General features: G+C 37.1%; 18 protein-coding genes and 1 riboswitch. Of the genes, 7 read left to right on the plus strand and 11 right to left on the minus strand.

Features of this window, described 5'->3' with window-relative positions:
• Nucleotides 1–111 precede the first annotated feature (111 nt).
• Entirely contained in the window at nt 112–786 is a 675-nt protein-coding gene (locus QNH20_RS14645) for an NUDIX hydrolase (protein ID WP_283923415.1), read from the minus strand.
• A 243-nt stretch (nt 787–1029) separates the two neighbouring features.
• Between QNH20_RS14645 and QNH20_RS14650 the strand changes: the two genes are divergently transcribed.
• A complete protein-coding gene (locus QNH20_RS14650) occupies nt 1030–2418 on the plus strand; it encodes a TldD/PmbA family protein (RefSeq protein WP_283918741.1) in 1389 nt (462 codons plus the stop codon).
• A 3-nt stretch (nt 2419–2421) separates the two neighbouring features.
• Nucleotides 2422–3765 carry a TldD/PmbA family protein gene (locus QNH20_RS14655; RefSeq protein ID WP_283918742.1) on the plus strand — a complete coding sequence of 448 codons (1344 nt, stop codon included), beginning with the start codon at nt 2422–2424 and terminating at the stop codon, nt 3763–3765.
• A 397-nt stretch (nt 3766–4162) separates the two neighbouring features.
• On the opposite strand, the gene QNH20_RS14660 is transcribed toward QNH20_RS14655, so the two are convergent.
• Entirely contained in the window at nt 4163–6022 is a 1860-nt protein-coding gene (locus tag QNH20_RS14660; RefSeq protein ID WP_283918743.1) for a beta/alpha barrel domain-containing protein, read from the minus strand.
• A gap of 357 nt (nt 6023–6379) precedes the next feature.
• A riboswitch (Lysine riboswitch) is annotated at nt 6380–6559 on the plus strand.
• 122 nt (nt 6560–6681) lie between these two features.
• Between QNH20_RS14660 and dapA the strand changes: the two genes are divergently transcribed.
• Entirely contained in the window at nt 6682–7569 is an 888-nt protein-coding gene (dapA, locus tag QNH20_RS14665) for a 4-hydroxy-tetrahydrodipicolinate synthase (protein WP_283918744.1), read from the plus strand.
• Nucleotides 7570–7761: 192 nt separating this feature from the next.
• Here the strand turns inward: dapA and adhE are convergent, their stop codons facing one another.
• Nucleotides 7762–10365: a bifunctional acetaldehyde-CoA/alcohol dehydrogenase gene (adhE, locus tag QNH20_RS14670; protein ID WP_283918745.1), complete on the minus strand. Its 2604-nt coding sequence runs from the start codon at nt 10363–10365 to the stop codon at nt 7762–7764.
• 314 nt (nt 10366–10679) lie between these two features.
• Nucleotides 10680–10907 carry a hypothetical protein gene (locus QNH20_RS14675; RefSeq protein WP_283918746.1) on the minus strand — a complete coding sequence of 76 codons (228 nt, stop codon included), beginning with the start codon at nt 10905–10907 and terminating at the stop codon, nt 10680–10682.
• Nucleotides 10908–11280: 373 nt separating this feature from the next.
• Between QNH20_RS14675 and QNH20_RS14680 the strand changes: the two genes are divergently transcribed.
• Nucleotides 11281–11898 carry an anthranilate synthase component II gene (locus QNH20_RS14680; protein WP_283918747.1) on the plus strand — a complete coding sequence of 206 codons (618 nt, stop codon included), beginning with the start codon at nt 11281–11283 and terminating at the stop codon, nt 11896–11898.
• Nucleotides 11867–13612 (plus strand): aminodeoxychorismate synthase component I, encoded by a 1746-nt coding sequence (pabB, locus tag QNH20_RS14685; RefSeq protein WP_283918748.1) that lies wholly within the window; start codon nt 11867–11869, stop codon nt 13610–13612. The genes QNH20_RS14680 and pabB overlap by 32 nt, the downstream gene beginning before the upstream one ends.
• A gap of 90 nt (nt 13613–13702) precedes the next feature.
• Here pabB and QNH20_RS14690 read toward each other — a convergent pair whose 3' ends face one another.
• The 3 genes from QNH20_RS14690 to QNH20_RS14700 all read right to left on the minus strand — a co-directional run bounded on the left by QNH20_RS14690 (nt 13703) and on the right by QNH20_RS14700 (nt 15230).
• A complete protein-coding gene (locus tag QNH20_RS14690) occupies nt 13703–14269 on the minus strand; it encodes a YybS family protein (RefSeq protein WP_283918749.1) in 567 nt (188 codons plus the stop codon).
• Nucleotides 14270–14371: 102 nt separating this feature from the next.
• Nucleotides 14372–14860: an aminodeoxychorismate lyase gene (locus QNH20_RS14695; RefSeq protein WP_283918750.1), complete on the minus strand. Its 489-nt coding sequence runs from the start codon at nt 14858–14860 to the stop codon at nt 14372–14374.
• Nucleotides 14850–15230: a hypothetical protein gene (locus tag QNH20_RS14700; protein ID WP_283923416.1), complete on the minus strand. Its 381-nt coding sequence runs from the start codon at nt 15228–15230 to the stop codon at nt 14850–14852. The genes QNH20_RS14695 and QNH20_RS14700 overlap by 11 nt, the downstream gene beginning before the upstream one ends.
• A gap of 379 nt (nt 15231–15609) precedes the next feature.
• On the opposite strand from QNH20_RS14700, the gene QNH20_RS14705 reads away from it, so the two are divergent.
• Entirely contained in the window at nt 15610–16374 is a 765-nt protein-coding gene (locus tag QNH20_RS14705; RefSeq protein ID WP_283918751.1) for a polysaccharide deacetylase family protein, read from the plus strand.
• A 139-nt stretch (nt 16375–16513) separates the two neighbouring features.
• The gene (locus tag QNH20_RS14710; RefSeq protein WP_283918752.1) at nt 16514–16708 is read left to right on the plus strand and encodes an alpha/beta-type small acid-soluble spore protein; all 195 of its coding nucleotides are present in this window, start codon (nt 16514–16516) and stop codon (nt 16706–16708) included.
• Between the two features lie 45 nt (nt 16709–16753).
• On the opposite strand, the gene QNH20_RS14715 is transcribed toward QNH20_RS14710, so the two are convergent.
• The 4 genes from QNH20_RS14715 to QNH20_RS14730 all read right to left on the minus strand — a co-directional run bounded on the left by QNH20_RS14715 (nt 16754) and on the right by QNH20_RS14730 (nt 19057).
• Nucleotides 16754–16927 carry a hypothetical protein gene (locus QNH20_RS14715; RefSeq protein ID WP_283918753.1) on the minus strand — a complete coding sequence of 58 codons (174 nt, stop codon included), beginning with the start codon at nt 16925–16927 and terminating at the stop codon, nt 16754–16756.
• 165 nt (nt 16928–17092) lie between these two features.
• Nucleotides 17093–17593, minus strand: a complete 501-nt coding sequence (locus tag QNH20_RS14720) for a hypothetical protein (RefSeq protein WP_283918754.1) — start codon at nt 17591–17593, stop codon at nt 17093–17095.
• Between the two features lie 110 nt (nt 17594–17703).
• On the minus strand, nt 17704–18723 hold the full coding sequence (locus QNH20_RS14725; RefSeq protein ID WP_283918755.1) for an HAAS signaling domain-containing protein: 1020 nt from the start codon (nt 18721–18723) through the stop codon (nt 17704–17706).
• Nucleotides 18710–19057, minus strand: a complete 348-nt coding sequence (locus QNH20_RS14730; RefSeq protein ID WP_283918756.1) for a PadR family transcriptional regulator — start codon at nt 19055–19057, stop codon at nt 18710–18712. The genes QNH20_RS14725 and QNH20_RS14730 overlap by 14 nt, the downstream gene beginning before the upstream one ends.
• Nucleotides 19058–19220: the final 163 nt, after the last annotated feature.

Below are 19220 nucleotides of genomic sequence, written 5' to 3' on the forward strand. Positions count from 1 at the left end.
AGGAATTTCACCTTCTTACGATGAATAAGTTAATTATGGATTGCTTACCTGTCGTAATAGGTGAAAGGAGATATCTATGAATAAATGCAGTGCATTGAAACAAGATTCCTATTACTCAATCAAATCAACTATGTAATCCCTTAATCTAAACTCGGGCATCGTTAACGGAGCACCGTTTAGATGGTTAATAATGGTCTTCAAAGTATGAATCGTTGGCGGAGCCAATAAAATTTCCCCTTTTTGATATGCAGTTAGTGCATCGGCTGGAGATATCCATTTGGTATCACTAATTTCATTAAAATCAGGTTTGGGAGCTTGCCCTTTTGGAAGCTGAGTTAGAAAAAAACGTGTATCAAATCTTATGCGGCTTCTCCTCGGTGTAATGATTTGACCTATATAGGCCAAGCTATCAAGATCAAACTGAAGTCCTTCTTTTTTTAGCAGTTGTAAAAATGATAGATCCCCATTTATTAGAAGACGGCGGTATTCCATTTCTTTTTCTTCCTCCAGCTGAACAGAAAAACCGTCTTCTTTCTTACAAACTAAAACCCCCACCTCTTCAAATAATTCTCTTGCAGCAGCTACATAATATGCTAGTTCAAATGTTTCATTAACTATACCTTTTAAAATCCTCTTACAGTCTTGTACATCATCAGACTGGTCTACAGCACCCCCAGGGAAAACATAAAATCCACCCATAAATTTCATCGTTTCAGGTCGTTTTGTCAAATAGACCCTTGATAAGTGATCCATTAAAACTACAGTTGATGCCGGTCTAGGTATCACACTCAATTTTTTAGCCACCTTTTGAAAAATAATTAGTATTTTCATTAATATTCAACTTTTCACTCGCATTTACCTTCTCTTACAAACGCCTTTTTAACTCTTCCAACTGATTTCAGCCATAGCGAGGAAAAATTAACCATTATTTACAAAAATGTTGTATGATGATAAGGTACCATCAAAAAGAAGGATTCTATTTATAGAAATCAGAATCTTTTTATTATTAAAATAATACAGGAGGCCTTTATGCTAAGTAAATCTTTAATTGAGGACGTATTGACAGCCGCTTTATCAACGGGTGGGGACTTTTCGGAGATTTTCGTTGAGGATCGTTTTACCAATAATTTCACCCTCCAAAGCGGAAAAATTGAAACTTGTCTTTCCGGACGTGATTTTGGTATCGGCATCCGAGTGTTTAAAGGATTGCAAAGCGTCTATGCCTATACAACTGATCACAGCAAGGAAGGGCTTCTGAAAGCAGCTAAAAACGCAGCACAAGCTATAAACGGAAATACCATTATTCAGCTAACCCCTTTTGCGAGAGAATCCTTTGAAACCATTCATCCTATTCAACTCATGCCTAATGAAGTAAATAAATCCTGTAAAGCAGCTATTATGAAAAATGCTTATGAAACTGCAAAAAACTATCATTCTAGTATTTCTCAGGTTACTGTCCGTTATATGGATGAAGAACAAAATGTGCTGATTGCTAATTCAGAAGGAAAATTTATTGAAGACAAACGTGTTCGATCAAGGCTGGCGATTCAGGCAGTGGCAGTCCGTGATAACCAAATGGAAACAGGTTTCTATGGACCCGGTGCCCATCAAGGCTTTGAGTTTTTCGAAAATCTAAATTTGGATCATTATGCTAATGAAGCAGCACGGATCGCCGTAACGATGCTAGATGCCAGCCCATGTCCAAGCGGAAAATTCCCTGTCATTATCGATAATGAATTCGGCGGAGTTATTTTTCATGAAGCTTGTGGACATGGATTAGAAGCTACCGCTGTTGCGAAAGACAGCTCTGTGTTTGCAAATCGCCTTGGTGAAAAGGTCGCTCCCGAAATCGTTACATATATCGATGATGGAACAATTCAAAATGAATGGGGTTCCATCAATATTGATGATGAAGGCGAAAAGGCACGGAAAAATGTTCTTATCGAAAATGGTATTCTAAAAGGCTATCTCATTGATAAATTTAATACACGAAGAATGGGCATGGAATCAACCGGGTCAGGAAGGAGACAATCCTTCCGTTTTGCGCCAACTTCCAGGATGACTAATACGTATATTGCCCCTGGAAAATCAACACCTGAAGAAATTATCGCAAATACCGAACATGGGATTTATACAAAATATATGGGCGGAGGCCAAGTCAATCCTGCAACTGGTGATTATAACTTTGCCGTTATGGAAGCATATGAAGTAAATAATGGAAAGGTCGGAAAACCATTGAAAGGCGCTACTCTAATCGGCAATGGTCCAAAAACCTTACAGCTTGTCGATATGGTAGGGGATAATTTGGGGCATGGTGCTGGAATGTGTGGTGCACAAAGTGGCAGTATCCCGGTAAATGTAGGTCAACCAATGATCCGTGTCAGCGAAATTACGGTCGGTGGTACGAAGGGAGAATAATCTATGACAATACAAGAATTTCAATTGAAACTATTTAGTGCTGCTGAAAACTCCGGTTTTACAGATGTAGAAATGTATTATGAAAAGAAAGAAGTATTTAGCTGCCAAGTATACAAAGGCGAAATTGATCAGTATGAAATTGCTGAAGACGGAGGCGTTTCCTTCCGCGGGATCATAAACGGTAAAATGGGCTATGCCTATTCCGAAAAAATCGATGATGCCTCCATCCCCTTCTTGTTAGATAACGCGAAAGAAAATACACAGATCATGAATGATGATAATATTGAAGAAATTTTTGCTGGCAGCAGTCACTATGAGCAATGTAACTTTTTTTCTACATCCCTTAATGACGTAACTATTCCCGAAAAAATACAATTTATTAAAGATGTAGAACGTGAGTTACTGGCACAGGATCCTAGAATTGTTGCTACGGACTATTGCATGATACGGACTGAATCGGTCTCTAGAACCCTTGCAAATAATAAAGGATTGTCCTTAACTGATCAAATGAATTTTTTGTATGTCATCGTTGAAGGCATCGTAAAAGACGGAGAGGAAACGAAAACATCATTTGAATTCAAAGTGACAAAAGACTTCCAGCGCTTAAATGCCAAGGAAATTGCCAAAAAAGCTGCAGATGAAGCACTCTCACAATTAGGATCGAGAACTATTGAGAGCAAAGAATATCCGATTATTTTAAGAAATGATGCAGCAGCAAATCTTTTGGCTACGTACTCGACTAATTTTTCCGCAGAAAACACGCAAGCAGGTATTTCGTACCTAAAGGATAAGCTTGGAAAGCAAATTGCCGTCCAAAAGATTACCATTGTCGATGACCCGTTCATAGAGGATGGCCTTGCCAGCAGAACCTTTGACAGTGAGGGTGTTGCAACAAAGAAACTTACATTAGTCGAATCGGGTGTTCTGAAATCCCTGCTTCACAATCAAAAAACAGCAAAAAAAGAGCAAACGGAAACCACAGGACACGCGTATAAAGATTCATATAAAAGTGTTGTCAAGGTAGGCCCATCGAATCTTTATCTCGAGCCCTCCACGACTCCATTTGAAGCAGTGCTTTCTTCTATGGACGAAGGTATTTTGATTACTAAACTACAAGGCTTGCATTCAGGAGCTAACACAGTTTCTGGTGACTTTTCACTTGCAGCAAATGGATTTTATGTAAAGGACGGAAAGGTCCAATACCCGGTTAACCAAATGACCATCGCGGGTAATTTTTATCAATTACTGCAAAATGTCGAAGAAATTGGAGCGGATTTAATATTCCCGCTTTCGCCTGTTGGTTCTCCATCAGTTTTAGTTAAATCTTTGGCGGTTACGGTTGAGTAATCGTGTTTTTTGGTGGGTGTCCCGTGTGGGCACCCGCTTTATTTGTGAAATCAAATTTTCTACCTAAAAAAAGCGGTTAGCACTTTTCGGAAAGCAAAATTCTCCATTTTATCAGCGGATTTTTGGTATGTATCAGCAAAATCACCTATTTATCAGCGAAAAACGAGATTTATCAGCGAATCGAGATATTTAAACGATCATCGCAATTAAAAAATTGAAAATTGGAGTCAGTCTTTTATTCGCGCTCTATCCGCGATAAATCTTAAATCAGGTTTAGGCATTTTCTTTTATAAATGATGACGAAAGAGAATTCCTAACGCGCTTAAACTAATGATGGTAACTTTTTTTATACTTATATCAACTCTATTTCCTTTCATATATTTTATTTTCCCTATTTCTATTTTCTTTTGGTTTCGAAAAAGAAACTTCGCGAAAGGATTAATCCCGTCACATACAGAAATAAAGCAAAATAGGCCGGCAGGATATGGATAAACGTTGTATATCCAATGATAAAATGAGTCACAATGCCAGAAACGAACGCCGGTATTCCCCCGATTAGTAACGTTTTCCAAATCCATTTTTCCCCTTGATGAAATCCCCATAGTGAAATCATGAGCACAAGCAATCCAACACTAATTAAAGCACTGCCAAACCCAGCTCGGTCATGCGCAATCAGAGAAATAAGCCGTCCATTAACATCATTTAATTGATCTGGTGTCATACAAATAAAATCGATGTCAGTCGGCACAAATACATTGGTTGCGCCAATAAAAGAAATCACCAAGCCGCCAATGATAAATGAGAAACCGAGAACGACAAAACAGAGTTGTCCCCATAAACTTTTTTTCCATGTTGGATGATTGGTTCGATTTTTCGATATCGGAGATCGATTTGAATAATTTGTTTTTCGCCGCCCGATCATAAAAAATGGCAAAAGGACGATCCAAAAAATAGCATGAAGCCAATCAAAATAACCATAAGCAATAAACAGCAAAATACCTAAAAAACCAACAGTTCCTCCTAGATGAATGGCCTTACGAGCCCAATGATATCCAAACATTACCGCGTGGCGTGCTAGTTGCATATATAAAACTCCACCTGAAATCATCGTTCCGGCCAGTGTCATCCGATCATGAGCCATGAAATAAAAGATCGTTGGATTGATGACGATTAGTTCTTCGCGAGTTAACCCTAAAAAAGCTTCATCATAAGGAAGAATTACGAAAGACAGGCTAAAGAATAAAGCAATCAATCCGCCAAGAGTAATTAGGAGACCAAATAGCCAATACCATATCCAGCCAGATCTCTTTTCTTGATGGATACATAATTGATCCTCGATCGCTTCATTAATTCTTTTCGGCAGACCTGGCCCTGAAAGGACGTAGCCATTCGTAAGCAAGATAAGCTCAACACCCTCTGAAATGAGTGTGAGCGCATCTTCTGGCTCCAATACTCCCCCTGAAATCATTAATGGTACATGGTCAAATCCATTTGATTTAAGACATTTTACTGTTTGAATCAATTCGGTTGTTTGCTTAACTGGAAAGGTCTGTTCTTTTTCAACACTTTCAGTTCTTTCCTCTAAAAAAATCCCATCAATACAACCAGACTCTTTTAGTTTTTGAATGAGAGGCATGTCATGGTAAACACTACATTGTTGAATAGAAAGGAAAATCGGCTTACTTTTCATTACGCGCTTCATTGCATAAAACTGTTCACTCTCGTACATTTTTTCTATGATAAAGGCTGCTCCATAAGGAGAAAATGACGGTAATATGCTGACTGTTTCCTCAAAGGACAGCTCTTGACCTAAACGAATAAATATCGGTTTATTAAGATGCCTTAATGCTTGCAGCCTCTGTAAAGCCTGCTCAATTCCCATCGATTCTAATGGATTGGGAAAGATAATTTCGTCTTTATTTTTTGAAAATCGGGCAGGATTTTCAGAATGATTCGGAGTTCTAGTTATGGGACCTATTTCAATAAACCCAAAACCTAAGTGAGAAAACGCCTTTGTCCCCGATAAGAACGGATCTATTTTCCCACTTAATCCAATAGGATTGGAGAATGTGAGACCAAATAAATTCTTTTTAAGTGCTGGCGATGGAGACATATGACCCAAAAACTCAATGAATGCAGTTCCACCCGGCAGAGATGAAACTATGTTCATCCCCCGATGAATAAACTCTCTTCCCAGTGCATTTGGCAGCCGTGATACCAAAGGTTTAAAAATTGTATGGTATGACCAATCAGGCATATAATCAACTCCGGTAATCAGATACAAACAATCTTTATTTCTATTATAACTAGAATGAGTTTTCAGTATAAAGACAAATTCTTGAATTTTCCGCCTACTCCACTTCATAAAGTCACATCTCATTCTGTGACGAATGATTACCCATTTAATGATAACAAAAAATTGAAGTGTTATAAGTTTGGATCAGTTAATTTTTTTAGCCTCCTCACTAACAAAAAAAACTTGTAAAAACACGCAAATTATTTGCGTGAACTTTTTTGCGGAAAATTTTAATATATCTAATTTCACTTGTATAAAAATGAATTATCTGTTATATTAGCAATCAATTAAATACTTTCTTACTTCAATACCTTTTGAAGTGAGGATAGAGGCGCAAAGACCATTAGTACACAATTTGAGGATAATGAGATCCGGTGATGATTGTGGAAAGGGGAATTTGCCGAAGCTTCATAGAATCTCATTGTCTTGAAGCTGGTTCTGCTGTTGAACAAGCACGGAACTGTCATATAGGGAACTATATGGAGGGCTATCTCACGCATAGGAACTGGTTTTTATAATGTTTCTACCGCAACAGCGAGCCCTCGTTGTTGCTTTTTTGCGTCAATTTATAATGGTCGCAGCCCCCTCTAATTAGAAAAATGATATAAAGGGTGAGTATAATGAATTTTGGCCAAGTTTTAACAGCTATGGTTACGCCATTTGATCAAAATGGTGAAATTGATTTTAACGCTACAAGAGATTTAGTAAATTATTTAATTGCGAATGGTTCTGATGGATTAGTCATTGCAGGTACAACCGGTGAATCCCCTACCTTAACAACCGAGGAAAAGGCAGCTTTATTTAAATTTGTTGTAAAAGTAGTGGATGGAAGAGTACCGGTCATCGCTGGAACAGGTTCTAATAACACGAGGGCTTCCATTAGTCTAACAACACTTGCGGAGGAAGCGGGTGTTGATGGGATCATGCTTGTTGTTCCATACTATAACAAACCATCTCAAGAAGGCTTATTTCAACACTTTAAAGCAATCGCAGATTCAACCGTCCTACCAGTCATGCTTTATAATATCCCTGGACGGAGCGTCATCAACATGTCAGTTGATACAATTGTTCGTCTCTCAAAGATTGACAATATCGTCGCGATAAAAGAAGCAAGCGGCAACTTAGATGCCATGGCAGAAATTATCAGCCTTACTGCAGATGATTTTACGTTGTATAGTGGCGATGATAGTTTAACATTACCAGTTTTAGTGATTGGTGGAGCGGGAGTAGTCTCTGTTGCTTCTCACATCATCGGGAATGAATTACAGGAAATGATAAATAACTTTAAAAATGGTCATCTAAAGGAGGCAGCTTCAGCACATCGACATCTGCTCCCGATTATGAAAGCCTTATTTGCTGCACCTAATCCAACACCGGTAAAAGCAGCATTAAACATGACCGGGATTAAAGTTGGCAGTGTCCGCTTACCATTGGTACCATTAAACAGTGAAGAAAAATTAGCACTACAACGGGTTCTTCCAACAAGCAAAATTGAAACATTAATTTAATGATTTTACAAAAGGCTGCCTTTCAATTTAGGCAGCCTTAATTATTGGTACAACTCGTGTCAAACTCCTATATCTTTCAATATCTATAAAAATGATAACAAAAAAACGCAAATAAGTTGCGGTTTCTCGCAACTTATTTACGTTTATTAATAGGTTTGTTATTCCAATAGCTAAAGCGAGTAATCTCCTTTGTTAAACTCCCTTGAATGCTTGTCGATAAATCTCAGCTAACTCGGTTACTAACGGAAGCTTTGGATTGGCAGTGGTACATTGGTCTTCGAAGGCACGGTCTGCTAAGAAGTCAATTTTGCCTTCGAACTCAGTTTTATCAATATTATTAGCTTCTAAGCTCATTGGGATTTCGAGTTCTTTAGCCAATTTAATGATGGCCTGAACAAGACTTTCTACACCTTCCTCAGTCGTTTTTGCAGGTAAACCTAGTGTTCTTGCAATTTCAGCATAACGTTTGTCTGCTTTAAAATGGTTATACTTTGGAAATGCTGTAAACTTAATCGGTTTTGTTGCATTATAGCGAACTACATGCGGCAAGAGAACAGCATTCGCGCGTCCATGGGCGATATGGAATTCAGCACCTAGTTTATGCGCAAGACTATGGTTAATTCCTAAAAAGGCGTTAGCAAAGGCCATACCGGCAATTGTTGAAGCATTATGAACCTTTTCACGTGCTTCTTCATCACTGCCATTTTTGTAAGCTCTTGGCAGGTACTCAAATACCAGCTGAATAGCTTTCATCGCAAGACCGTCAGTAAAGTCATTGGCCATACAGGACACGTATGCTTCAATTGCATGTGTCAATACATCCATTCCTGTATCGGCTGTAATATGTTTCGGAACCGTCATAACGAATTGAGGGTCAATAATTGCAACGTCTGGTGTCAATTCATAATCAGCAAGCGGATATTTAATATTTGCTTCTTTATCGGTAATAACAGAGAATGACGTTACCTCTGACCCCGTCCCTGATGTCGTCGGAATAGCCACGAATTGCGCCCTTTCTCCAAGATGAGGATATTTAACGATTCGTTTTCGAATATCAAGGAATTTTTGTTTTAAGCCAAAGAATTCTGTATCTGGATATTCATAGAACAACCACATACCTTTGGCAGCATCCATCGCAGAACCGCCTCCCAATGCAATAATGACATCCGGCTGGAATTTAGCCATCATTTCTGCACCTTTCATAACAGTTTCAATCGAAGGATCAGGTTCCACTTCTGAAAAAATTTCGCAGTGCACATAATCTGGACGCTTCCTTAAATAGTAAAGCACCTTATCCACATAGCCTAATTTCACCATTCCAGGGTCGGTGACAATAAATGCTTTCGAGATTTTCGGCATTTTAGCTAAATACTGGGTAGAATTCTTCTCAAAATAAATTTTAGACGGAACTTTAAACCATTGCATATTGACATTCCTCTTAGCCACTTTTTTAATATTAATTAAATGAATTGCTCCTACGTTAGTTGATACAGAGTTTCCGCCATACGAACCGCAGCCAAGTGTTAAAGAAGGAATATACGCATTATAAATATCACCAATGGCACCTTGTGAGGAAGGAGCATTCACGATGATTCTTCCGGCTTTCATCCTTAGGCCAAATTCTTTAATGACAGTTTGATCATTGGTATGAATCACTGCAGAATGCCCTAAACCACCAAACTCAAGCATTTCTTCAGCTCTTTTAATGCCTTCTTTATGATTGCTAACCTTATAACAGGCTAAGACTGGGCTTAATTTTTCTCTTGATAGCGGATGACCAGGACCGACACCTTTTAATTCCGCGATTAAAATTTTTGTATTTTCCGGAACGGTAACACCTGCCAAGGCAGCAATTTTTGAAGCAGCCATCCCAACGATTTTTGGATTTACGGCACAGGCCTGTTCATTAATGACTAATGTTTCAACCTTTTCTTTCTCTTCGTCATTTAAAAAATAACAATTGTTCGCAATCATTTCCTTCTTAACATCAGCGTAAATTTCTTTATCGATAATAACAGCTTGTTCTGAGGCACAAATCATCCCGTTATCAAACGTTTTTGATAAAATTAAGTCATTTACCGCTTGATCGAGATTGGCTGTTTTTTCAATATAACAAGGGACATTCCCTGGTCCAACTCCAAGTGCAGGTTTACCTGAGCTGTACGCGGATTTGACCATGCCAGCCCCGCCGGTCGCAAGAATCATAGATATTTTCGTATGGTTCATCAGTGCTTGGGTAGCTTCAAGAGATGGTGTTTCAATCCATTGAATACAATTCTCCGGTGCTCCTGCCTTAATAGCCGCATCTCTTAAAACTCTCGCCGCTTCACTGCTGCATTTCTGCGCTGATGGATGAAAGGCGAAAATGATTGGATTTCTCGTCTTAATGGAAATAAGTGTTTTAAACATCGTAGTGGAAGTTGGGTTTGTGACTGGTGTAACCCCTGCTACCACACCTACCGGTTCAGCAATTTCAATGATTCCTTCATGGACATTTTCGTTTATGATTCCAACGGTTTTATCATATTTAATATTATGATAGACATACTCTGTCGCAAACATGTTTTTAATTATTTTATCTTCATAAACTCCTCTTCCAGTTTCTTCAACGGCAAGTTTTGCAAGGGGCATATGCTGATCAAGCCCAGCTAAAGCCATTTGCTTTACAATTTCATTTATCATCTCTTGGTCAAAGCTACGGAATTCCTCCAATGCTTTTAAACCGTTCTCCACCAAAGTATCAATCATTTTTGTTACAGGTTGCTTCTCTTTTACCAATTTTTCTACCACTGCCATGACAGTCCCTCCAATTGTTTAAATGCTTGTTAATTAGCTGTATTCTTTGTGAAACATTTCACAAATAGTGTTAAAAAATATAAAAGGGGTTGTTTATTTTCCCTTTTGTTACTTTCTAATTGTTTAATACTTGTTAATTTGCCAAATTCTTTGTGAAGCTTTTCACAAATAGTGTTAAAAATTTAAAAGGGATTGCTTCTTTTCCTTTGTGTTACTCACAAATTGTTTAATACTTGCTAAATAGCCGAATTCTTTGTGAAGCTTTTCACAAATATAATTAAAAAATGTAAAAGGTTTTGTTACCTTCCCTCGTATTACTCACAAACTGGATTTCGTGGGATCTTTTCAAATATTATGTCGGTTAAGACTTTTGAATATGTTTTTACAATGATCACATAATTGACTGTCCAAATATAAGCAGGAATTTCTTCATTTTCTTTAAATAACATGGCTTCAAATTCATCACCTACTATTTCTTCAAATACCTCCTGGGTATATGTTTCAGAATCAGTAGAGAAGGTCTTCCATTCACAAATCATCATGTTTGATCACTCCTTATTCCTTTTATGAATACATCATAACATGAATTTATGATAATAGTTTGTGAAATATTGAACAATCTATGAAAATTGATGATCATTTACAAAAGATAGGTCTATATCTTATGAGAGCATGTTTTTTATTTAACCATGCTGTTGCAACCATCTAAAATCAGAAAGCGTTTACAATTAAATTATTATATTAATATAATAATGGATTCTTCCTATAAAAACATACAACATCAATAATCAATATTTTAACACTAGTCTTCACCGAGTTTAATATGGTATAAATTTTATAGTTGATTTGTCACTCATTTTAAGAAAATTGCGCTTCAACGGAAATACTTAAATGGAAATGGAGCCGATATAATCAGTGATTTTAGTAATTGATAACTATGATTCCTTCACGTTCAACTTAGTCCAATACATCCGAACAATCGGCGAAGAGGTCGTTGTGATTCGGAATGATCAGCTTTCCTTAGAAAAAATAGAACAAATGCAGCCAGACCATCTCCTTATTTCTCCAGGACCTGGTAATCCTGATTCAGCTGGTCTATGCTTAGATATCGTGAAAAGGTTTTATAAAAAAATTCCAATAATGGGTGTATGTCTGGGTCACCAAGTTATTGCGCAAGCGTTTGGTGGAATGGTAATAAAGGCATCAAAACCAATGCATGGAAAAATCTCATTTATAACCCATGACCAAAATGGGATTTTCCGTGATATTCCTTCACCATTACAAGTGACAAGATATCATTCATTAATCGTCGATGAATCTACCCTTCCCAAATGTCTAGAAATCAGTGCAAGAAGTGAAGATGGTGAAATTATGGCGCTCCGACATAAGCATTATAAAGTAGAAGGAGTTCAATTCCATCCTGAATCCATCTTGACAGAAAACGGATTACAAATGTTACTGAATTTTTTTATAAAAGAATGTAAGGATGAAAACAAATCTTATGAAAATACAACAACCTCTCTTAGCCTTTGAGTTTGCTGACTCGAACGGGAAAATAAGACCGCTTACTTTTCAAGACCCAATCAAGGTGATTAGGGCCGACATTGACGAGGTGCTTCCTTGCTTTCAACTTGTTCAAGATGCAGTCGATAATGGGTATTATGCTGCGGGATTTTTATCCTATGAAAGTGCATCAGCCTTCGATTCTGCTTTTAGAATCAAGGAAGGAAGTACAATGCCACTCTTATGGTTTGGAATTTTTTCAGAACCATTGCACCAATCAATTAGCAGTACTGGTCCTTATACACTAACAGAATGGAAACCATCTGTTGACATGGATGATTATAATCAATCAATTTTATCTATTAAGCAATCGATTGAAAATGGTGATACCTATCAAACAAATTATACGATACGTCTAAACTCCCACTTCCAAGGTGACGATATTGCTTATTTTGAAAAGCTAAAAAGTGCACAAGCTTCAAATTATTGTGCTTACATCAACACCGATGAACATAGTATTCTATCTGCCTCTCCAGAACTGTTTTTTCATTTAAAGGGTGATAAAATTACCACACGGCCGATGAAGGGAACAATAAAAAGAGGGAAATCAGCTGCTGAGGATGAAGCAAACGCTAACTGGCTGTACCAGTCAGAAAAAAATCGTGCTGAAAATCTGATGATCGTCGACCTCCTGCGAAATGACCTAGGCATGATAGCCGAACCAGGTACTGTTTCCGTTCCAAAGCTATTTGAAATTGAACAATACCCAACCGTTCATCAAATGACCTCAACGATTACAGCAAAGGTTTCCAGTAATACGAAAGTCGTTGATATATTTAAAGCGCTTTTTCCTTGCGGGTCCATTACTGGCGCGCCAAAGATTAGCACAATGAATATTATCTCAGAGTTAGAACAGGAACCGCGTGAGGTTTATTGCGGTGCAATTGGTTTTATTACACCTGACAAAGAAGCCATATTTAATGTCCCAATTAGAACCGTAATGATTGAACATCAATCTGGTCAAGCAACTTATGGTGTTGGCGGTGGAATCACATGGGATTCCACTACTGAAGGTGAATATCAAGAAATTCTGGCAAAAGCAAGTTTACTTAAAGAGAACAGACCTGAATTTCAATTACTAGAAAGCTTGTTATTAAGCAAGGGTAACTATTTTCTATTTGAAGAACATCTCAATCGCCTAAAAAATTCAGCTCAATACTTCGGATTTCGATGCGATTTAGCTGAAGTCAACAATGCTTTAGACGCATTTTCAAAGCAAAATCAACATGGTGAGTTAAAAGTACGTCTCCTTGTAGCTAAAAACGGAGACATCACCATCGAAGCAAATTCCTTAACACACCCTGACCTACTTTTAAAAGTAGTACTTGCCAGCAAACCGATAGAAAAAAACAATCTCTTCCTCTACCATAAAACGACACATCGAAATATCTATTCTCAATTTCAAATGCAGAAGCCCGCTGATATTTTCGATATGCTCCTTTGGAACGAAGATGGAGAGTTAACTGAGTTTACAAATGGAAACGTCGTCTTGGAAATGGATGGATCCTTATGGACACCATCATTAAATAGTGGCTTGTTAGCAGGCACATTTAGAGAAATGTTACTCAAAAATGGAGAAATCCGCGAAAAAACATTAACGATTACAGACTTACAAAAAAGTACGAAAATCTGGTTTATCAATAGTGTGCGGAAATGGCTAGAGGTTCAATTAATTAACCTTTAAGACAAAGAGAACAGTGCGGCACTGTTCTCTCTTTATTTTTTGTATTTAATACTTGAGAAGGTTATATCTTAACCCTCAATTCAACTTAACTTATTGGTTGTTAAAATAGAAATTTAATCTTTTAAAAAAGATTAAACCGATGTCAACCCAAATCCAATTATAAATAAAAGCAAATAAAAAAATGCCGCCCGTTATGAGAACTGAAAAGGTATCTGACACGGCAGGACCTAAGACCGGAAATGAAAAGCCATATAATAAGCTGATGATACCAAGGGTTAGCAAAATAGCACCACTTCCGATGATACTGATCCTTTTTTTGAAAACGTAAAAAGCAACTCCAGTTCCAAATCCCAGCAATCCTGTTGTAAACGGGAACACAATCAGCTCACTTGGCTGAAGGACAAGAAGCAAGAGATTCGTTAGAAAAAAAGACATTAGTCCGACCGGAAGCGAAAGCATGGTACAAAAAAGAATCGGTGCTGTTGCAAATGGACTGATAAAATATCCTATCCCTGGTAAAAAACCGCCTGCAGCTTGGAGAACAGCTGCTATACTAGCGAAAAGTGCACCTAATACAAGCTGTCTCGTTTTTGAATGTTTATTAAAGGCTAGTTGGGTAGATCGAACATCATCAGAAATTGATATAAAAAAATACATCGGTTCCACCTCGGTCAAAAAGTTCTTCGTATGGTAAATATATTAACGATTTACTGTTGACGGAACCGATGAGGCAAATTTCATAACGGCTGTATTCTTAATTTACTTAAAAATAGTTGAAATTACTTGGTCGAGTGTCATTTCACTATCCACAACATATACACCTGGGCGTAATTTATTCTCTAGACCTTTTTGCTCTATATCCTTTGAAAAAGCAAATGCATCCTGCACCAAATTTGCTTGTACAAGTGTCCTGCCGACATCAATACTTGTCATGCCATCTGAAACATTAACAATCACTTTTGTAACAGTTTTGGCGGGCTTGTTATCATCTGGTGAAGCTTGTTTTTCTGCAGATGCCTTAGCATCCTTCATTACCTTGTCATATTCATCTTTCGTTTGTATGACATAGCCTTTCTTTTCAAGCTTATTTTTCATCTCTTTTTCAGTTATTTTTTCTGTTGTACGGTTTTCGGATGTTTTTGCGGATGCTTTTGGGGCATCACTTTTATCAGCAAAGTACACAGCGCCGCAAATAGTTGTACTAATTAGAATTCCTGCTGCAAAGCTGCTTAGTAAGTTAATTCTCATTGGCAGCCGCTCTCCCTTCTTCCATTATTTTCTGGAATGGTGCAAGCAGTTGTTCGATTTCATTTTCTGTTACTTCTTTCATCTTTGCAATGCTCTCAATCGAATAATTGCGTTTATATAAATCTAGTATTTCACGCTTTAAACGTTTTTCTTCAGAAGTAAGTGAAATCCCCGCTTCTTTCGTAACAACTTCCATGTCAATCTCAATATTCCGAATTGACTCTTGAAGCGCATTAATCTCCTTCATCGTGGATATGTGAATCATATCAATTTGATTATGTTCTTCTTTTGCCACACGATTGGATTTTAAAATAGAAATGATTAGTAATATAGCAGAAATTGCAAACAATACTACTAAAGTCCATACCATCAAATAAATTACCTCCTATTATCGAATACAAGTCCTTATTATACATCCAAAATGTTTTTTTTTCGATTTGTATCTCAAAAATGCGTAAAAAGTCTTAGTTTCCTCACAAATTTTGTGGGTTAAGGAAATCATTTCTTACTTTTGAATTAGGAAAAATAACATATGAAAAAGCACTCCAAAGAGTGTTGTCAAAGGTTTCCATCCATTACTTTTTAAGAACGAAAATTCGATCAATTTCATGAATTTCTTCAATTATTAATTAGGAAATAATTCACCTTACAAATTTAGGTAAGTGCTCTAGAATAATTTACGCCATAAATAATCTGATGACATTATCCATAAACTATATTTACATGTTATGGATAGGAGTAGATCATTCTTGAAAAAAATAATATTGTTTCCTATTCTTTTAATCATCTCTTTTTATTCCATTCAAAATCATGCTACCGCTGTTACGAAAAGTCGTGAAGCTTACGAAAAAACAGGGAATGTAATTTGGGAAATAAAAACTAAGGAGAAATTGGTTGCCATTACATTTGATGATGGTCCCCATCCTGTTTTTACTCCGCAAATACTTGAGATTTTAGCTAAATATAACGCAAAAGCAACCTTTTTTGTTGCAGGGAATAAAGCTGAAAGATTTCCTGAAGTTTTAAGAAGAGTAGTAAAAGAAGGTCACGAAGTTGGCAATCATACATATAGTCATTTAATAACTAGCAAAATCACTGCAGTAAAATTAAAAGAAGAATTAAATCGAACAGATAATATCATCCAGATGATTACTGGCACTAAACCTACTCTTTATCGGCCAGTAGCAGGTATTTACAATGATGTAATTATTAATACAGCCATTAAAAACGGAAAATTTGTCATCCTTTGGTCATGGGATCAGGATCCTCGAGATTGGAGGAATCCACCTGCAAACCAAATTACTCGATATGTTACAAAAGGAATAAATCCAGGTGATATCATTGTCCTACATGATTGGCATGGTAGCGAATTTTCACAGGCATGTCAAACGGTAATGGCATTAGATGATATTTTGAGCTATTTATCCAGTAAAGGATATAAACCAGTTACCGTTTCTGAAATGCTTTATAGGTCAAAAACTAACTATCCTGAACCTTTTTACCCTTTCCGTTGAATCGTTTAATGGGCCAATCCCTAGTACGGTAAGGTTTTAGTTCGATAGGTACTGACCAAACGAATTTGTATTCAGAAATAGGACAAAATATATTCGAGCAATTTGATTGCTCAAAAAATGACGTCGGGAGTGATGTATCATGGCTAGAAACAAACTATTGGTTCCTGGTTCAGGCAATGTTCTGGATCAAATGAAAGAAGAAATCGCCAACGAGTTTGGAGTTCAACTTGGTGCTGATACGACCGCACGAGCAAACGGTTCAGTTGGTGGCGAAATGACTAAACGTTTAGTCGCTTATGCTGAACAATCATTACGAAATCAACAAGGTCCATAACCTGTGATTTCAACAAGAGGGTGTCCAATTGGGCACCCTTTTAATTTATTTAACAAAGAGGATTTTGATTTCATTTTCAGCCTCAATCATTCTGCCAAAACGATACCCTTCAATAAGAACGTGTCGTTCATGGTCACTTAGTCGACGTTCCCATTTAGTTTCTAAATATAAAATAACTTCGTTATAGGAAATTTCCGGATAATTAAAAGGATTATTCATTAATACTTCTCCATTCTTTTCTTAATCCCACACCTGTCTTAATAGTCTTGTCCAATTTATTTAGATTTTAAAAAGAAAAATAGGGTCAGTTACCAGGAGCAATTAAGCATTAGCTCACTGAGGTACTGACCCAATGGTAAAAGGGTTGGGCTACTCTATTCGGATTTAGCTATTCTCCTTTTTCCAATATTCATAAATGAATTCTTGGAACACTCGATTTAATTGTCCCTTTTTTTGACTCTTTAACCATTCTACTTGGTCGATTGGCAGTTTTAATTTTAAATTAATTTCTTCAATAGGCATTTCCACTTTTCTTATTTCTGCCAATGTAATGCCATCTTCGATATTTGGAAACCATGAATCATTCTCGTTCACCTTATCGAAATCTTCATACCCATTAATGTCGTCGAGTTCACAAAATAAATTAAGCTGTGGTAAACCACCTGACAGGATTTTTACATACATGATCGAGTTTATGATACGACCATCTTCCAATTCAATATCAATAAAAAGGTTTTCTTCGTTTTTGTATTTTTTTACAGCAACCTCAGTCACAATTAGATCCAATTCTAAAGTAATTCCCGAGCTTGATTCAAAAATGTAGATGGCACTTTTAAATATATGAATACTTTCACCATCAATTTTTATTGTTTTGATTCCAACCATAAACCGTTCCCCCATACAGTTGTTTCATTCATTCGGTAACAGACACTTAATGGATATAGGTATGATTCGCCTTTTTGATTAATGTTCTCATTTGGTGCCTAACACTTATTTTACATCTTTTTAACGTTTCCCGTCACGATACGAATACTAGCTTTTTTAAAGCCTTGGAAAGCATCCACAGCTGCACAGATGATAAATGTAGCAATCGCTCCCCATACGATCCATGTTACTGGTTTGTCAACTTGAGTAAATAAATTGGATAAAAAGCTGCTAAATGATGAAGTGAACAAGTCGGGGTCTGTTATTATCTTGATAAATAGGAGCGATGATACAAATTGAAAAATAGTGTTGACGATTGCTAGTTTTATTGTCCATTGTTTAACGGTCCATTTATAAATGGCAATTGCGATTTCCATGCAAACCGTGATGACCACAATTGGCCAATAGGCATCCAATACCTCTTGATTCAATGAGGGGGTTACAAAAACGAGCCCCTCTTGACCCTTTTCATACAAACCTACGATGCTCGAAGCATTAAAATAAAAGGTTACCCAAATCACAGTCCAGAAGAGACGGCCATACACTTCGATGTTTGGGATAGCCTTTTCCTTTGGAAAGGAAGGTATTTTTTTCAAATCATCAGGTGTCCAATCCTTAAACCATGTTCCCAGCGGCATATGTTCTTTGATATCCACACGCTCCAGAATGGCAAACACTGCTGTTAACCAGAAAAACACCAGCATCCCAGTTCCCAAAACTCTTACAATCCCTTCTCCAACTGCTTCTAATATTACAGTTAATACTGCTTGGTCTCCAGAGAATGTAACCATTTTGTCAACAAAAAAGGTAATTAACGTTATTGTCACAGCGAGTGGCAAAATCCATTTTAGTAATTGAACGTAAATACCAAAAAATTGGGGTCCAATAAGATGCATCGGACGATCTAAGTATCCACTTGCCAGCACAGCCGGATTACCGAGTTTTTTTAATTCTGCTGTTACATCTTGTTCTGTGTAATCCTCTGGAAGCATATCTTCAATCGTGGAGCGCAGCTCCCGGGCAATATCTTCTCTGCTTTTTTCAGGAAGCCTCCTGGTTACCTCCTGTATATATAGGTCAATTAAATTCATTTTGATCATCTCCTTTAAATAATTCATAAAGTTCCTGAGATAACTGTTCCCATTCTTTTTTCAACTGCAGAAACACATCCATGCCGTATTTACTTAAGACATAATACTTCCGCGGTCTACTTTCGGTCGTATCCCAGCTGCTCGTCACCAGATCTTGTTTCTCCAAACGGCGAAGCAGTGGATACAAAGTGCTTTGATCAATAGTTATTCCGTTTTTTTCCAATGATAAGACAAGAGAATACCCATATTGTGGGGAACGTAATTGACTTAATACTGCCAAAGTCAATGTCCCTCTTCGTAACTCAGTCCGTAAAGAATTCAGCAATGTACTCAACTTCTCACCTCAACTTTCAATATATTATATACTTTATGTCATATACTATGCGTCATACACTATTGTGGTTAATAAAATATTAACATTTTTTTAAATGATTGGCAATATTTCCTTTTTGCTGGTTTTTTTAGAAAAGAAATGAATAAAAACAGACCGAACATTA

It is taken from the genome of Neobacillus sp. WH10 (genome assembly GCF_030123405.1).
GTDB lineage: Bacteria > Bacillota > Bacilli > Bacillales > Cytobacillaceae > Neobacillus.

What these genes read in the sequence shown, in the direction of transcription:
- QNH20_RS14710 (WP_283918752.1), top strand. Translation starts at nt 16,514, where the DNA reads ATGGCTAGAAACAAACTATTGGTTCCTGGTTCAGGCAATGTTCTGGAT.
- QNH20_RS14655 (WP_283918742.1), top strand. Translation starts at nt 2,422, where the DNA reads ATGACAATACAAGAATTTCAATTGAAACTATTTAGTGCTGCTGAAAAC.
- QNH20_RS14720 (WP_283918754.1), bottom strand. Translation starts at nt 17,593, where the DNA reads ATGGTTGGAATCAAAACAATAAAAATTGATGGTGAAAGTATTCATATA.
- QNH20_RS14650 (WP_283918741.1), top strand. Translation starts at nt 1,030, where the DNA reads ATGCTAAGTAAATCTTTAATTGAGGACGTATTGACAGCCGCTTTATCA.
- QNH20_RS14660 (WP_283918743.1), bottom strand. Translation starts at nt 6,022, where the DNA reads ATGCCTGATTGGTCATACCATACAATTTTTAAACCTTTGGTATCACGG.
- dapA (WP_283918744.1), top strand. Translation starts at nt 6,682, where the DNA reads ATGAATTTTGGCCAAGTTTTAACAGCTATGGTTACGCCATTTGATCAA.
- QNH20_RS14690 (WP_283918749.1), bottom strand. Translation starts at nt 14,269, where the DNA reads ATGTATTTTTTTATATCAATTTCTGATGATGTTCGATCTACCCAACTA.
- QNH20_RS14695 (WP_283918750.1), bottom strand. Translation starts at nt 14,860, where the DNA reads ATGAGAATTAACTTACTAAGCAGCTTTGCAGCAGGAATTCTAATTAGT.
- QNH20_RS14715 (WP_283918753.1), bottom strand. Translation starts at nt 16,927, where the DNA reads ATGAATAATCCTTTTAATTATCCGGAAATTTCCTATAACGAAGTTATT.
- QNH20_RS14725 (WP_283918755.1), bottom strand. Translation starts at nt 18,723, where the DNA reads ATGAATTTAATTGACCTATATATACAGGAGGTAACCAGGAGGCTTCCT.
- QNH20_RS14700 (WP_283923416.1), bottom strand. Translation starts at nt 15,230, where the DNA reads ATGGTATGGACTTTAGTAGTATTGTTTGCAATTTCTGCTATATTACTA.
- pabB (WP_283918748.1), top strand. Translation starts at nt 11,867, where the DNA reads ATGAAAATACAACAACCTCTCTTAGCCTTTGAGTTTGCTGACTCGAAC.
- adhE (WP_283918745.1), bottom strand. Translation starts at nt 10,365, where the DNA reads ATGGCAGTGGTAGAAAAATTGGTAAAAGAGAAGCAACCTGTAACAAAA.
- QNH20_RS14675 (WP_283918746.1), bottom strand. Translation starts at nt 10,907, where the DNA reads ATGATGATTTGTGAATGGAAGACCTTCTCTACTGATTCTGAAACATAT.